Origin of the sequence: Nonomuraea sp. NPDC049649, from assembly GCF_040675175.1 — a bacterium.
In the GTDB taxonomy this organism is placed as follows: domain Bacteria; phylum Actinomycetota; class Actinomycetes; order Streptosporangiales; family Streptosporangiaceae; genus Nonomuraea.
Map to the genome: position 1 here is coordinate 66855 of NZ_JBFAOH010000022.1, position 15113 is coordinate 81967.

The 15113-nt window shown below is 70.6% G+C and carries 15 protein-coding genes and 1 pseudogene; 9 read left to right on the forward strand and 7 right to left on the reverse strand.

Features of this window, described 5'->3' with window-relative positions; all coding sequences use genetic code 11:
- Positions 1–90 precede the first annotated feature (90 nt).
- Positions 91–3069, forward strand: a complete 2979-nt coding sequence (locus AB0J42_RS25130; protein ID WP_364298407.1) for an NEW3 domain-containing protein — start codon at positions 91–93, stop codon at positions 3067–3069.
- Here the strand turns inward: AB0J42_RS25130 and AB0J42_RS25135 are convergent.
- Positions 3060–4124 (reverse strand): hypothetical protein, encoded by a 1065-nt coding sequence (locus tag AB0J42_RS25135; protein WP_364298409.1) that lies wholly within the window; start codon positions 4122–4124, stop codon positions 3060–3062. The genes AB0J42_RS25130 and AB0J42_RS25135 overlap by 10 nt on opposite strands.
- 69 nt (positions 4125–4193) lie before the next feature.
- Here AB0J42_RS25135 and AB0J42_RS25140 point away from each other — a divergent pair, with 69 nt between their 5' ends.
- The 5 genes and pseudogenes from AB0J42_RS25140 (at position 4194) to AB0J42_RS25160 (ending at position 7320) form a co-directional block, all read left to right on the forward strand.
- Positions 4194–4712: a MarR family transcriptional regulator gene (locus tag AB0J42_RS25140; protein ID WP_364298411.1), complete on the forward strand. Its 519-nt coding sequence runs from the start codon at positions 4194–4196 to the stop codon at positions 4710–4712.
- Between the two features lie 31 nt (positions 4713–4743).
- Positions 4744–4941 carry a 2-hydroxymuconate tautomerase gene (locus tag AB0J42_RS25145; protein ID WP_364298413.1) on the forward strand — a complete coding sequence of 66 codons (198 nt, stop codon included), beginning with the start codon at positions 4744–4746 and terminating at the stop codon, positions 4939–4941.
- Positions 4938–6365 (forward strand): aldehyde dehydrogenase, encoded by a 1428-nt coding sequence (locus AB0J42_RS25150; RefSeq protein ID WP_364298415.1) that lies wholly within the window; start codon positions 4938–4940, stop codon positions 6363–6365. Before AB0J42_RS25145 ends, AB0J42_RS25150 begins: the two co-directional genes overlap by 4 nt.
- Before the next feature lie 309 nt (positions 6366–6674).
- Positions 6675–6845 (forward strand): annotated as a pseudogene (locus AB0J42_RS25155) (IS5/IS1182 family transposase); the annotation flags it as partial.
- Between the two features lie 97 nt (positions 6846–6942).
- On the forward strand, positions 6943–7320 hold the full coding sequence (locus AB0J42_RS25160; protein ID WP_364298417.1) for a hypothetical protein: 378 nt from the start codon (positions 6943–6945) through the stop codon (positions 7318–7320).
- Between the two features lie 508 nt (positions 7321–7828).
- On the opposite strand, the gene AB0J42_RS25165 is transcribed toward AB0J42_RS25160, so the two are convergent.
- The 4 genes from AB0J42_RS25165 to AB0J42_RS25180 form a co-directional block, all read right to left on the reverse strand.
- A complete protein-coding gene (locus tag AB0J42_RS25165) occupies positions 7829–8998 on the reverse strand; it encodes an MFS transporter (RefSeq protein ID WP_364298420.1) in 1170 nt (389 codons plus the stop codon).
- 53 nt (positions 8999–9051) lie between these two features.
- Entirely contained in the window at positions 9052–9435 is a 384-nt protein-coding gene (locus AB0J42_RS25170; RefSeq protein WP_364298494.1) for a MerR family transcriptional regulator, read from the reverse strand.
- A gap of 49 nt (positions 9436–9484) precedes the next feature.
- Complete coding sequence (locus AB0J42_RS25175) at positions 9485–9922, reverse strand: hypothetical protein (protein ID WP_364298422.1); 438 nt, start codon at positions 9920–9922, stop codon at positions 9485–9487.
- Positions 9923–10007: 85 nt separating this feature from the next.
- Complete coding sequence (locus tag AB0J42_RS25180; protein WP_364298424.1) at positions 10008–10829, reverse strand: type II CAAX endopeptidase family protein; 822 nt, start codon at positions 10827–10829, stop codon at positions 10008–10010.
- Between the two features lie 124 nt (positions 10830–10953).
- Between AB0J42_RS25180 and AB0J42_RS25185 the strand changes: the two genes are divergently transcribed.
- The 3 genes from AB0J42_RS25185 to AB0J42_RS25195 all read left to right on the forward strand — a co-directional run bounded on the left by AB0J42_RS25185 (position 10954) and on the right by AB0J42_RS25195 (position 13743).
- A complete protein-coding gene (locus AB0J42_RS25185; protein ID WP_364298426.1) occupies positions 10954–12033 on the forward strand; it encodes a sensor histidine kinase in 1080 nt (359 codons plus the stop codon).
- Positions 12030–12665: a response regulator transcription factor gene (locus AB0J42_RS25190; RefSeq protein WP_364298428.1), complete on the forward strand. Its 636-nt coding sequence runs from the start codon at positions 12030–12032 to the stop codon at positions 12663–12665. The genes AB0J42_RS25185 and AB0J42_RS25190 overlap by 4 nt, the downstream gene beginning before the upstream one ends.
- Positions 12666–12738: 73 nt before the next feature.
- Positions 12739–13743: a 1-aminocyclopropane-1-carboxylate deaminase gene (locus AB0J42_RS25195; protein WP_364298430.1), complete on the forward strand. Its 1005-nt coding sequence runs from the start codon at positions 12739–12741 to the stop codon at positions 13741–13743.
- Here AB0J42_RS25195 and AB0J42_RS25200 read toward each other — a convergent pair.
- Both AB0J42_RS25200 and AB0J42_RS25205 read right to left on the reverse strand, forming a co-directional pair.
- Positions 13725–14276 carry a dihydrofolate reductase family protein gene (locus tag AB0J42_RS25200; protein WP_364298432.1) on the reverse strand — a complete coding sequence of 184 codons (552 nt, stop codon included), beginning with the start codon at positions 14274–14276 and terminating at the stop codon, positions 13725–13727. The two genes, AB0J42_RS25195 and AB0J42_RS25200, sit on opposite strands and share 19 nt — an antisense overlap.
- A 54-nt stretch (positions 14277–14330) precedes the next feature.
- Complete coding sequence (locus AB0J42_RS25205) at positions 14331–15029, reverse strand: helix-turn-helix domain-containing protein (RefSeq protein ID WP_364298434.1); 699 nt, start codon at positions 15027–15029, stop codon at positions 14331–14333.
- Between the last annotated feature and the right edge of the window lie 84 nt (positions 15030–15113).

Here is a 15113-nt window from a genome sequence, read left to right on the forward strand (position 1 = left end):
GAAAGGAAATGGTCACTATTGGAGCGATTACAGTCAGATCCGGTCACAAGGGCGACTGGTTCTGACTGGCTCGGAACGCTTGAGGTGACCATGAGACGCAAGGCCGCAGCGCTTGCCGCCGTCACGGCGTTGGCCGCGACGCTTTTCACGCCCCCCGCACAAGCCCGGCCCCAGGAGCCGCCGCCGTACCCGGTGGTCGGGCGGGGCACCGCTTTCCTCGATCACGACAGGCTGCTGGAGGGGTACGCGGAGCCCGAGTGGTACCGGGCGAACATCCCGTTCCTGGAGGTGCCCGACCAGGAGATCCAGGACGTCTACTACTACCGGTGGAGCACCTTCAAGAGGCACCTCCGCTATACCGACACCGAGAACGGTCACGTCATCACCGAGTTCCACAACCCGCCCGGCTACTCGGCGCCGCTGGGCGGGATCGTCGCCGCGGCCGGGCACCATGTGTACGAGGGGCGGTGGCTGCGTGACCGGCGGCCGCTCGACGAGTATCTCCGCTACTGGCTGCAGGGGCCGGGTGCCGGCCCGAAGCCCAAGGAGGATTACGTCAACGAGGACACCGACGACTGGGCGCACCAGTACGCGTTCTGGGCCGCCGACGCCGCCTACCAGCGGGCTCTCGTCACCGGGGACACCGGGTTCGTGAAGAGCCTGCTGCCCGACCTGGTCCGCCAGTACGACAAGTGGGGTCATCAGTACGACGAGAAGCTGGGCCTCTACTGGTCGGTCCCCGTGTGGGACGCGATGGAGTACACCGCCTCCTCGTACGAGACAGACCCGGACGATCCGTACCATGGCGGGCACGGCTACCGGCCCACCCTCAACGCCTACCAGTACGGCGACGCCAAGGCGATCGCGGCGATCGCGCGGATGCGCGGCGACGCGCGGACGGCCAGCACGTTCGAGCGGCGCGCGGAGTCGCTGCGTGAGGCGCTGCATCAGTGGCTGTGGGATCCGGAGCGGCGGTTCTTCTACCACAAGGCCCGCGCCGACCTGGACCCCGAGCAGAAGCTGGTGTCGGTGCGGGAGCAGATCGGGTTCGTGCCGTGGATGTTCGGCATGGCGAAGCCGGGCACCGAGCAGGCGTGGGCGCAGCTGCTGGATCCGCAGGGGTTCGCGGCGCCGTACGGGCCGGCCACGGCCGAGCGGCGCAGCCGGTGGTTCATGCATGAGGCGCTCAGCGGCTGCTGCCGGTGGAACGGCCCGAGCTGGCCGTACTCGACCTCGCAGACCCTCACCGGTCTGGCGAACCTGCTCAACGACCACGACCAGCAGGTGATCGGCAAGGACGACTACTACCAGGTGCTGCGCACATACGCGCTGACCCAGTACAAGGACGGCCGCCCGTACGTCGCGGAGGCGCACCACCCGGACGAGCCGCGCTGGATCTACGACGGCCCCGGCCACAGCGAGCACTACAACCACTCGACCTTCAACGACCTGGTGATCAACGGCCTGATCGGGCTCCGGCCGCAGCCGGACAACAAGCTCGTGGTGAACCCGCTCGTCCCGGCGTCCTGGGACCACTTCGCGCTGGAGAACGTGCCGTACCGGGGCCACAACGTCACCGTCCTGTGGGATCGCGACGGCAAGCGGTACGGGCAGGGCGCGGGCCTGCGGCTGTACGTGGACGGCAGGCGGATCGCCGCCGGCCCCGATCTGGGCAGGATCGAGGCCCGGATGCCCGCGAACGTCCCGGCCGACCGGACGCCGCGCCTGGTGAACGACGCCGCGAACCCGCACGGGTCGGGCTACCCGCGCCCGTTCGCCTCGTACACCAACGACATCGACGACGTGTGGGACGCGGTGGACGGCCGGATCTACTACGACGACATCCCGCACAGCCGGTGGACCAACTACCGCTCCCCGAACCCGCAGGACCACCTGGGCCTGGACTTCGGCGTCCCGACCGAGGTGAGCGACGTGCGGTTCTTCCCGTACGACGACGGCGGCGGGGTGCGCGCGCCCGCCGGGTACCGGCTGGAGCACTGGGACGGCACGGCCTGGCGCGAGGTGCCCGGCCAGCGCCGCACCCCGGCGCAGCCGGTGGGCAACGCGCTCAACCGGGTCACGTTTCCGGCGCTGACGACGACGCGGCTGCGGCTGGTCTTCGACAACCCGCCCGGCGCGTACGTGGGGGTCGTCGAGCTGCAGGCCTGGTCGCCGTCCACGGGTGACGCGCGGTTGACGGTACGGGAGCAGGACCCGGGCACGGTCACCGCCGTCTTCGCCAACACGGCGAGCACCCCGGCGACGAACGTGCGGGTGACCCCGGCGCTGCCGCCCGGCTGGACCGCCAAGGCGGAGGGGCCCGAGCACGCCAGGGTGGTGAAGCCGGGCGGCGAGTTCACCGTGCGGTGGACGGTGACGCCGCCGGAGGGCGTGCGGCCGGGCTCGTACCCGGTGCGGGCGTTCGCCGCGTACGGCGGGCAGCGGGTGTCCAGCGGGTACGGGAGCGTGACGGTCCCGCTCGACCTGGGCGCGTTCCCGCAGGTGGACGTGGCGGACGACTTCGCCGCCGACACCTCCGCCCGTTACACCGTGTACCGGCCGTTCGGCGGCGAGGCCGAGCCTCGGATCACCGTCGGCGGCGGGAAGCTGGCCGCGTCCGGTTCCGCGCCGTACTTCGGCATGGTGGCCGGGCCCGCGCCGCTGCCGGACGGCGACGCGATGAGCGTGCTGACGGCGGGCTCGTTCGCGGGCACCGGGCAGCCGGAGGACAGCGTGTTCGTCGGCTGGGTCAAGGACGCGGACAACTACGTGACCGCCTGGTACAACCACACGCGCAAGCAGTCGGGCATCAACGTCCGGGTGGACGGCCGTTTTCTCGACACCCCGGGCGACGCGGCGGTGACGCTGGAGCCGGGCGACCGGTTCGCGCTGGCGCTGTCGGGCACCGCGATCACCTCCTACGCCGAGACGGACGGCGTCTGGCGTGAGCTGCGCACCGCCGACCTCGGCGGCCCGCTCGACAGGGAGGGCTACCGGTACGGCTTCGGCCTCCGCGGCTCCAGCGGCACCATCACGCTGGCCGGGGTGGAGGGGCGCAGTCAGCGGTAGACGGCGAACACCTTGTTGGAGTTGAACACCTCGGTCTCCACGAACGCCGACCACCGCGGCACCGGCCTGCCGAGCGTCTCCATGGCGGCCACCAGCGGGAACCAGTTGAGCAGTTCCTGCTGGCCGGCCGCCTCGATCTCGGCCAGCGTGGTCGCCCGCCACACGTCCAGGTCGCCCTTGACCATCGCCTCGTAGAGGCGGACGTCGGCCGGGGTGTCGGGCCACATCCGCCAGGTGCGGTCGCACAGGAACGCGTGCGACCAGCTGGAGGAGGCCAGCAGCGCGATCCGCCACGGCGACTCGGCGCAGATCCGCGCCACCTCGGCCCCGACCCGCATCAGCCGGGCCGGGGCCGGGGAGGGCGGGTCCAGCTCGCGCTTGTCGCCGATCTCGCTCATGAAGCCGCGGTAGCTGACGACGCGGCGGCCGTAGCAGTTGATCGGGAAGGGAATGACCGGGTAGTCGAAGCCGGTGCGGTGGTAGTCGAGGTAGAGGATGGCGTTGAGGAACGCGTGCGGCAGGCCCGGGTGATGGGCCTGTTTGTAGGCGTAGGCGACGTCGATGTCGCGTTCGAGCAGGCCGGTGGCCAGGTGCTTGGCGATGTCGGGGCGGCCGCGCACCCGGAAGGTCGCGTCGTACGGTTCGCCCCAGATGTTCGGCTTGCCCTTCATGTCCGCGGAGTCGCCGGCCTGGGCCCAGGGACGGACCTCCAGGTCCGGGTAGGCGAGCACCGCGTAGGGCGGGATCAGGTCCTCGCGGAAGTTCTCGTACTGGTCGTCGCCCCAGATCACCACGGCGTCCGGGTTGAAGTCGTCGATCGCGGCCCGTACCTGCTCGAAGCCCTTGACCAGGGCCTCCCGGTGCTCGGCCGCGCCGGTCGCGCCGCCGTCGTCGCCCCACTCGCGGCGGGCGGTCTCGGTCCAGCGGGCCGGGTCCTTGGCCTCGGCGGGGATGCCGGGGTCGGCCATGGTGCGCCGTAACAGGCCGGCCATGTCCGCGTCCGTGCCGCTGAACGGGGGGTAGTGGGTGACACCGACGCCCAGGACTTCGCCCATCGGCGGGCCTCCATTTCTTACCGCGCCTGTATTATCATCCACCATAAATATCTACCTTTGGAATAACCAGTGACGGATGAGCCCGGTTTCCACGACGTCGAATGGCAGGTCGCCCGCGAGGCGGACAAGCACACCCCCGAGTTCGACCCCGACCTGCTGAAGCTCACCCTCACGCTCTACCGGACGATGTCGTCGTTCGACCGCGCCGGCACCGCCGAACTGGCGCCGCACGGGCTGACGGTCAGCCAGCTCAACATCCTCACCGTCCTGCACCGCGCCGACCGGCCGCTCAACATGGGCGAACTGGCCCAGGCCATCTCGGTCCGCCCCGCCAACCTGACCAACGTCGTCGACGGGCTGGTCGCCAAGTCGTACGTGGAACGCCAGATCAACCCCGGCGACCGGCGCTCCTTCCTGGTCGCCAACACCGAGGCGGGCGAACGGTTCCTGGCCGAGTTCCTGCCGTCCCACTGGCGCCACCTCGACGCGCTCGCCTGGCAGCTCACCGGCGACGAGCGCCGCACCCTCACCGCGCTGCTGGCCAAGCTGCGCACCTCCATCGAATCCGCCCAGGTGGTCACGCCGTGACCGCCGACGTCCCCCTCCCCCGGTGGTGTCCATGCCCCTCGTCGAAGTCAGCCTCATCGAAGGCCGCCCGCCCGAGACCATCCGGGCGCTGATCTCCAGCGTCACCGAGGCCGTCGCCGACTCGCTCGGCTCGCCCAAGGAGAGCGTCCGCGTGATCGTACGGGAGATCCCGCCGACCCACTGGGCCGCCGGAGACGTCACGATCGCCGAGAGGGGGCCGCGCACGTGAGCGGCTTCTACGGGCACGTCATCGACGGCGAGGAGACCGAATCCCTCGACGGCCGGCGCATGCCCAGCATCGACCCGTGGACGCGCGAGCCGTGGGCGGAGGTCGCGCTCGGCGGCGCCGACGACGCCGCAGGGGCCGTGACCGCGGCCCGGCGGGCGTTCGACGAAGGCCCGTGGCCGCGCATGGGGTTCGCCGAACGCGGCCGGATCCTGCACCGGCTCGCCGACCTGGTCGAGGAGCACCGCACCGAACTGGGCCTCGCCGACACCCGCGACATGGGCAAACCCGTCGCCCAGAGCGGCCACGACGTGCTGCGCGCCGCCGCCAACCTGCGCTTCTTCGCCGACCACGCCCGCCTGTCGACCGGCCAGGCGCTGCCGATGGACTCCGGCCACCACGCCTACACCCGCTACGAACCCGCCGGCGTCGCCGCCGCCATCGCGCCGTGGAACTTCCCGCTCATGCTGGAAACCTGGAAGATCGCGCCCGCGCTGGCCTGGGGCAACACCGTCGTCCTCAAACCCGCCGAAGACACCCCCGTCTCGGCCACCCTGCTGGCCAGGCTCGCGCTGGAAGCCGGAATGCCGCCCGGCGTGCTCAACGTCGTCCACGGCCACGGCCCCGACTCCGCCGGCCAGGCCCTCACCGAAGACCCGCGGGTCGACCGCATCACCTTCACCGGCGAATCGGCGACCGGCCGCGCCATCACCCGCGCCGCCGCCGCCCACCTCACCCCGGTCAGCCTCGAACTCGGCGGCAAAGGCGCCAACCTGGTGTTCGCCGACGCCGACCTGGACAACGCCGTCCACTGGTCCGCCGAAGCCATCTTCCGCAACGCCGGCCAGGTCTGCCTCGCGGGCAGCCGGCTCTACGTCGAACGGGCCGTCTACCGCGAATTCCTGGACCGGTTCGTCAAGAAGGCCGAGTCGCTGCGCATCGGCGACCCCAAGGACCCGGCCACCGAACTCGGCCCCCTCGCCAGCCAGACCCACTACGCCAAAGTCCGCTCCTACGTCGAGGACGCGCCCGGCACGATGCTGACCGGCGGGCTCGGCGACGGCTGGACCGTACACCCGACCGTCCTCACCGACGTCGACCCGTCCGCCCGCCACTGGCACGAAGAGATCTTCGGCCCGGTCGTCGTCGTCCAGCCCTTCGACACCGAAGCCGAAGCCGTCGCCGCCGCCAACGCCACCCGGTACGGGCTCAACGCCATGCTCTTCACCGAGAACGTCAACCGCGCGCACCGGGTCTCGGCGGCGCTCCGCGCGGGGACGGTCTGGCTCAACTGCTTCTTCATCCGAGACCTGCGCGCCCCGTTCGGCGGCGTCGGCGACTCGGGAATCGGGCGGGAGGGGGGCGACTTCAGCCGCGACTTCTTCACCGAACCGAAGGCGGTGGTCATGCAAATCTCCAACCCTTGACCAGCTTGAAAAGGCTTGGCCGGGAAAGGGTTGGCGGGAGAAAGGGCTTCGCCGGAAAAAGGGCTTCGCCCCCAGGCGCTCCGCGCCATCTCAGCTCAGGCGTTTTGATAGGGCGCCTTCGGCGCAACCCTTACCGCCTCCGTGCATCCTGACCATCGGGGACGTGGGCGGCATGGCCTGAGCAGTACATGTTTTCGACGGCCGACGGGGGCTCGCTGGCGCATCCTGACCATTGGGACACGAGGGCGGCATGGCCTAAAAGTGAGACAGCAGTCGACCAAGATCCGATGCCTCTACCGGAAAGCCTCGTTGCTGTCATGCCCCGCCGCGATACCGCTGTCCGATCACACCCTGACCCACCTGGTTTGACGGATCCGCGCCCGCCGGGCCAAACGCCGCTGTCGCTGGAGCCGCCTGGACCCGGCGCGGCAGGCCCTGCTCGTGCTCGCCCACCTGCGCGACGGCGACATCTACGCACGCAAACTCCGCTGCCGCCCTCTTCTGGCCGGTCAGCTCGTCAAAACGATCCTTGTGCTTCAGCTCCGCGAAGTGGGATGAACACACCAGGATGAAAGACATGACCGCCAACAAGGTGCTGGATGACGCGGTGCTCGCCGTACAGCGCGACATGGACGCGACCGGTATCGCCGGACGGCTCGGCTTCGACACCCCGGCGTGGGACGACCACGGATACCTGCGCGTCGAGTACAAGGGGCAATACTCCAGCCACGGGCTGCATGCCGGCGAAGAGCACGAACCGGTTGCCGCCCTTGCGCTGATCGCTGATCTCGCCCAGGCAGTGATTGCCGAGCAGGATTGGAAGGCCTGGCCAACCTGCCCGGCACACTCCCTTGGGTTGCATCCAGAACAGGCGGGCGGGGCGGCCCTCTGGAGATGCAAAGGCGGTGGCGGGCACACAGTGGCCGCGATCGGGGAACTGCAGCGCAGGGGTTGACCGGTGGCCGCCGACCTGCGCCAGCCTGGCCGAGATTCCCCATGGTGTCCTGGACTGTCGACGCTGACTCAGCCCTCGCCCACTCCACGACTGACCACCCGCGGACGCATCCAGGGTGCGAACTACCTCCTCCGAGCGGGCGAGCGTGATCCCATTGCCGTGAGCAAGCCAGCCTGTTCCGGCTTCGTGAGCAAGTCAGCGCAATCCCGGTCCGGTTAGCAGGCGAGCGTGATCCCGGTTCCGCCAAGGGTGCCGCATATCCCGTGTCCCGCCCGCCCACGCTCGATCGCGCCGGAGGCGCTGGGGTTTGCGCCGGAGGCGCCTAATCAGAACGCCTGAGCTGAGATGGCGCGCAGCGCCTGGGGGCGAAGCCCTTTTCAAAGCCCTTTCACGAATTCAAAGCCCTTTCACGAAGGCGCGGCGGCCGACGAGCGAAGGTGGCCGCCGCGGCCAGGAAGGTCAGGAGCCTCCAGACCCCGCCCCCGCGCCGGTCGCTTCGTACCAGGGGTTATTCGGCGGGGGCGCTCACCAGGACCAGGGCCGCCGAGACCAGGAGGCAGCCCGCGAGCGCCAGCATCAGCGGCCCGAACCCCCAGCCGAGCAGCGGCACGAGCGGCCCCAGGCTGGCGCCGGCGAAGAGGACGAAGCCGTTGAGCGCCACCCCGGCGGCCCGCGCCGGCAGGGCCCGCTCGCCGAAGAGGGTGATCATGGCGGGGATGACCGTGGCGATGCCCGCCACGAAGACCACCGTGGTCAGCGTGAGCAGCCAGAGCGACCCGCCCGCCAGCGCCTCGGCGCCCGCGCCGAGCGCGGCGAGCGTGAACCCGGCGACGGCCATCCGCGTCGCGCCGAACCGCGCCACCAGCGTGCCCGCGTACGGGGCGATCAGCATGCCCGGCAGCCCGGCGAGGCGCACCCAGATGATGTCGCCCTCGTCCAGGCCGAACTCGGCTCCCAGGTGCGGCCCGAGCGCCGAGTACATGGCGACGAAGGCGAGCAGCGTGCCCAGGTGGGCGACGGCGGGCAGCACGATGCGGCGGCGGCCGAGCAGCCGGGCCATCTGCGCGAACCGCCCGCCCAGCGTCCCCGGCGCGACGTCGCGGGACGGCTCCCGCAGCAGGGTGCGCATGAGGACCACGACGACGGCGAGGGCCGCCCCCGCCAGGCCGAACACCCACTCCCAGCCCCAGGCCAGCGCCACGCTGGAGGCGTAGACCTGGCCGAGGATGCCGGCCACGAGGAACGCGGTGGACATCACCCCGATCGCCGCCGCGCTCCGCCGGGGCGGCAGCGCCTCCATGAGGTAGGCCAGCGCGATCGGCGCGAAGCAGCTCGCGGCGAAGCCCTGCACGGCCCGGAGCAGCGCCATGACCTCCAGCGACGGGGCGACCGTCAGCGCCGCGGTGGCCAGGGCGAGCACCGCCATGCCCGGCACCAGGACCCGCAGCCGCCCGTAGTGGTCGGACAGCGGGCCGAAGAACAGGAAGCCCACGGCGTAGGCGAGGGCGAACGCCGTCCCCAGCGCGGCGGAGACGTTCCCGCCGCCGAAGGCGGCCCCCACCGGCGCGGTGAGCGGGATCGTGGCGTAGAGCTGGCTGAGCACCAGCAGCGCCCCGCCCGCCAGCACGGCCACGGGCGTCGCCGAGGCGGCCGTCCGCTCGCGTGTACTCGTCTCCATCGGATTCTCCAGACTAACGTTTACGTTAACGTCAATGTTGTCGCGAAAAAAAATCACTCGGCGGCGCGCTCGGCCTCGGCGAGCAGCCGCCGCACCTTCTCGATGCTCTTCACGAGCTCGTTCTCGAACCGCTCCAGATCGCTGCGGCGACGCCGCGTCTCGCGCAGGTGCCCTTCCAGGATGCCGAGCACCTTCCGCTTGCCCTGCACCCCGGTCGGGTCGTCGAAGTACAGGTCGATCACCGTGGCGATCTCCTCCAGCGTCAGCCCCAGCGCCTGCAGCTGGCCGATCTTCTTCATCCGGGCGAGCTCGCGGTCGGTGTAGTAGCGGTAACCCGAGGCGCTGCGCTCACTGGGCTGCAGCAGGCCCAGCTGCTCGTAATGCCGTACGGTGCGGGTCGTCACGCTGGCGGCGGCGGCGAACTCGCCGATCCTCATGTCCGCCACGACCCGCACCCCCTTCCCTAACCTTGACGTACACGTCAAACTAACACCGGCCTCCCGCACCGGCAACCGACGGCACGACCTCGATCTCGATCGTCACCGCCCAGTGCAGGTCGTCGGCGCCGTCCGCGGCGATCCACTGATGGAAGGCGGCGGCGAACTCCTCCTCGTCGACCACCCCCACGCCGAGCCGGAACGAGGCCAGCTCCAGGCCCTCGCCGGAGTATCGCAAGATCAGCGAGCAGTCGTCCCACCTGGTCACCTCGCTCTCCAACCCGGGACAGCCGCGCACCAGCAGAGCGCCGCCCAGCCCCATGACGAACCGCCGCCCGTCCAGGAGCTCGACCATGACGTCGGCGTCCTTGCCGTGGCCGAACAGGACGATCTCCGAGAGCGCCGCCCCGGCGAGCGGGACGTCCACCCACGTGGAGGGCGTTTGCCGGCTCGTGTACTCACGAATCGTGCGGACGTAACTGGTCACGCCTCAGCGTAATCAGCTCGCCACTCAAGGTGTGCGGATTATTCCGAAGCCAGAGAGTCAAGTGTCGTCAGAACCTCTACGCTTTTCACCCCGACGCTGGAGCAGCCCCGTCCTCGCGGGCGTGCCGGCCGCTCCCGGGCTGCTGTGCGCCGGTTACGGGCTCTGGCACATCCTTAGGTCCTGACCTGAGCATGATCAGTCCCGCCAAGGTCAGCGTGACGGTCAGCAGGGCCAGCGTGACACCGAAGTTCACGAACTCCAGGGGCAGCAGACGCATGCCCAGGTGGAAGCCGAGGTGCACGCCGGTCGCCATCCACAGCCCGCCGCCGCGCACCCGCCCCGCCGTGCAGGCGAAGCCCAGCGCCACCGCCATGACCACGTACAGCACCCTCTCCAGGACGGTGGTCACCGGGCCCTGGGAGATGATGTGCATGACGCCGAACCCGGCCGAGACGACGACCACGACCGCGCGCGGCGACAACCGCTGCGACAGCGTCTCGAAGACATGGCCGCGCCAGAGCAACTCCTCCGGGAACGCCTGGTTCAGCAGGGTGACGACCGCGAACAGCGGCAGCCCCAGATACGCCGACGCCTCGACGGGCTTCCAGACGGACGCGCCGGCGGCGAGGGCGATGAGGTTCGCGACGACCGCGGGCAGGGCCCCCGCGAGCACGCCGGGCAGGATCCGTAACGGATGGCGCCAGCCGAGCGTCCCCCACGGCCGCCGGTCGAGGAAGCGGCGGACGAGGTAGACCAGCAGGAGTGCGGTGAGCGTGATGCCGGCCGCGCCGAGCACCCCGCGCAGCGGGTGGGTCTGGCCGAGCAGCAGCGTCGCGGGCAGGGTGCCGACGATCACCTGCACCAGCATGACGATCATGGCCAGGAGGACGGTCCAGTGAGTTCTCATGCCGTGCACGCTACGAACGCGCGCCCCGGGCACGCATCGGGCCGGAGACCGATTTCGCCATGACGAAGGTCATGGTGACCCGGGTGGGATCACAGCGGCCCGGCGAGATCGTACATTCGAGAACATGGCGTGGTTACGCGACCCGGATCGCCCGGTTCTGCTCAGCGTGGTGTTCTGGCTGGTCCTCGGTGCCATGGTCGCGGTCAACCTGGCGGAGCCCAGCGGTCTGCCGGAGCGGATCCTGTTCTTCGCCGACGTCGTGCTGCTGTGCGTGCTGTGGATGGTGATGCCGTGGCGGCCCGGCCGCCGGCGTCTGGTGGCGCCCGCCTTCCTGGCCTGCACGCTCGTGCTGGGGCTCACCGGGTCGGCCGGCACGCATCTGCCGCTGCTGCTCATCGGCGTGGTCAACCTGGCCTTCGTCTACGGCATGCGGGTCGCCGCCCTCATCCTCGCCGCGTTCGGCGTGATCACGATCGTGGTGTCGCTGTCGTACGGAACATCTCTCCTGACGGCGGTGATCCAGACGGCGGCCCTGGCGGTGCTGGCGGCCTTCTCGCTGGGCATGGCCTCGGCCGTGCTGCGGGCCCGGGAGCTCACGGCCCGGGTGCGGGAGCTGACCGTCGCCGAGGAGCGGGCCCGGATGGCGGCGGAGATGCACGACTCGATCGGCCACCACCTGACCGTGATCAAGCTGGGGCTGGAGAACGCCGAGCGGTTCCGCGACCGCCGTCCCGAGGCCGCGTGGGAGGAGGTGCGCCAGGCCAAGGAGCTCACGGTGGCGGCGCTGGCCGACGCCCGCCGGTGGGTGCGCGCGCTGCGCCCGCTCCCGCTCGACGGCCACCTCGGCAGCGAGGCGCTCCGGCAGCTGGCGGCCACCTTCACCGGCACCGGGGTCACGGTCACGTTCCAGGTGGCGGGGGCCGAGCGGCCGCTGGAGCCCGACACCGAGCTGGTGCTCTACCGGGTGCTCCAGGAAGGGCTCACCAACGCCCTCCGGCACGCCGAGGCCGATTCCGTGCGGGGGACGCTGACGTTCGAGAAGGAGAAGGTCGTGCTCGTGGTGGCCGACGACGGCAAGGGACTCGACCGGGGTCCCGGGTTCGGGCTGAGCTCGCTGACCGAGCGGGTCGAGGCGCTCGGCGGCACACTCACCAGCGGCAACGCCGCTAAGGGCGTCGAGCTGCGGGCGGAGCTGCCGGCATGAGCGCGGTGCGGGTGCTGCTGGTGGACGACCAGGAGCTGATGCGGCAGGGCCTGCGCAAGCTGCTGGAGATCGAGGACGGCGTCGAGGTCGTGGGCGAGGCCGCCGACGGGCTGGCCGCGCTGGCGCTGGTGGCCGAGACCCGGCCCGACGTGGCGCTGGTGGACGCCCGGATGCCGCGGATGGACGGCGTGGAGCTGATCACGCGCCTGTCGGCCGAGCATCCGTCGGTGGCGGCGATCGTGCTCAGCACCTTCGACGAGGACGACTACATCTACGGCGCGCTGCGCGGCGGGGCGGTCGGCTACCTGCTCAAGGACTGCTCGCCCGACGAGCTGGTGGCGGCGATCCTGCGGGCGAGCCGCGGCGAGACCGTGCTGAGCAGCCCGGTCGCCGCCCGGCTGGTCGCCGGTCTGCGCCGGCCGCCCGTGCCCGGCGCCTTTCCCGGCCAGGAGCTGCTGTCGGCCCGGGAGCTCGAAGTGGCGCGGCTGGTGGCGGTCGGGGCCGCGAACCGGGAGATCGCCGCCCGGCTGTTCATCACCGAGGGGACGGTGAAGAACCACGTCTCCAGCGTGCTGCGGAAGCTGGGCCTGCGCGACCGCACGCAGCTCGCCCTGCATCTCTCGGGCCGGTAAGGGATGGGGGTCTTGACAGGGGATCTAGCGTGGAATGCAATATATTGCATGTCGCTCGTGTGAGGAGCCAAGCGTGTCCATCGACGACTTCGAGCGTTACCCGCTGACCTTCGGCCCCAGCCCCGTGCACCCACTGGAACGCCTCACCGCCCACCTCGGCGGCGCGAAGATCTGGGCCAAGCGCGAAGACTGCAACAGCGGCCTGGCCTTCGGCGGCAACAAGACCCGCAAGCTGGAGTACCTGATCCCCGACGCCCTCCGCCAGGGCGCCGACACGCTGGTGACCATCGGCGGCGTGCAGTCCAACCACACCCGGCAGGTCGCGGCGGCCGCGGCCAGGCTCGGCATGAAGGCCGTCCTCGTCCAGGAGAGCTGGGTCGACTGGCCCGACGCGGTCAACGACAAGGTGGGCAACATCCTGCTGTCGCGCATCATGGGCGCCCAGGTCCGGCTCGTCCGGGCGGAGTTCGGCATCGGCTACAAGGACAGCTGGACCGAGGCCGTCGAGAGCGTCCGCGCCGAAGGCGGCACCCCGTACGCCATCCCGGCGGGCGCCTCAGACCACCCGCTCGGCGGGCTCGGGTTCGCCGGCTGGGCGTACGAGGTGCAGCGGCAGGAGCGCGAGCTGGGCGTCTTCTTCGACACCATCGTGGTGTGCAGCGTCACCGGCAGCACCCAGGCCGGGATGATCGCCGGATTCGCCGGCCAGGACCGCCCCCGCCGCGTCCTCGGCATCGACGCCTCCGCCAAGCCCGCCGAGACGCGGGCCCAGGTGGAGAAGATCGCCCGCGCCACCGCCGAGCTCATCGGCGTCGGCCGCGACCTGCGCGACGACGAGATCACGCTGCTGGAAGGGTGGGCGGGAGACCTCTACGGCGTCCCCGTGCAGTCGACCGTCGACGCCATCCGCCTCACCGGCAGCCTCGAAGGGGTCATCCTCGACCCCGTCTACGAGGGCAAATCCATGGCCGGCCTCATCGACCTCGTACGGAACGGCGACATCCCCGAGGACTCGAACGTCCTCTTCGCCCACCTCGGCGGCCAGCCGGCGCTCAACGCCTACAGCGGCGTCTTCTGATCCGAGTCCGGCGTGTAGACCAGGTGGAGCACGCCGGTCTCGAACGTCTCGGACTTCACCAGCTTGAGCGGATGGGCCGGGGTGTCCTCGAACAGCCGCTGCCCCCGGCCCACCACGATCGGGTGGACGAGCAGGGTCAGCTCGTCCAGCAGCCCGTTCGCCAGCAGCCACCGCACGGTCGTCGCCGAGCCCGACATCTGGATGTCGCCGTCGAGCCGCTGCTTGAGGTCGCGGATCCCCTCGGGCCTGACGACCGTGGTGTTGTTCCAGTCGGCCTTCTCCATCGTGCTGGACACCACGTACTTGGGGGCGCTGTTGAAGATCGCGGCGATCTCCTGGTCCTGGTCGGTGGTGGTCCAGTACGCGGACGACTCGTCGTACAGCTTCCGTCCCATCAGCATCGCCGCCTGGGTCTGCAGGCCGGCCTGGATCACGGCGCCCATCTCGTCGTTCCAGTACGGGTAGTGCCACTGGTCCGGCGACTCGACGACGCCGTCCAGCGAAATGAAGAAATTGGCAATGAGCTTCGCCATGTCTGCCTCTCATATCGGAACTTCCGACAGGGGAGGCTAGGCGCGCGGCGCCGCTCAGGTCTTGTACAGAAGCGACAGCGGCTCCGACGGGTCCCCCAGCCGGGTCGCGGTCCGCCCGACGAACCGCGAGAGCGACCGCGCCAGATGCGGCTGGTCGAAGTAGCCCAGCTCGAAGATCACGTCCTGCACCGGCACCCGTTCCCGGAGCATGACGGCCGCCCGCCGAGCGCGGTGGATCTGCCGGATCGCACCCCTCGTGAGCCCGGTGGCCGCCACGAACCGCCGCTGGATCGTACGCTCCGACAGCTCCGGCGTCTCGCCGCGCAGCACCGCGGCGACGACCGGGTCACGGTCCAGCACCCCCTCACGCACCAGCCGATGTACGAACGACTCCGCGCTGTCGTAACCCGGCAGCGGCCAGGCGGACCCCTTCAGCCAGAACGCCCGCCGCGTCGCGTCGGGGATCTCCACGTCAGAGTCGACGAGCCGGTGGAACGGAAGATGCGGCATCGTCGTCCCGGCGGAGAAGAGGATCCCGAAGAACGTGGCGTCCTCGGGCACCGGAGCCCGGCTCGCCCGCGTCTCCGGCCCCCGGACCGCGACGCTGACCCGGCCGCGCTCCTCCCAGACGACCAGCTCGCCGTGGGCGGAGGCCACCGACGTCATCTGCCGCAGGCCGTCGCCGCTGCTGCTCCTCCAGACCCGCTCGATGTACGGCGAGTCGGACGGCCGGCTCTCGACCTCCAGCCCCATCCGGACCACCCCTGCGCCATCGTACGCGCCGCCGGTCCGGACCTGCCTGGATTCCGCTGGAAGGAATTTACCTTCTCCTCTATT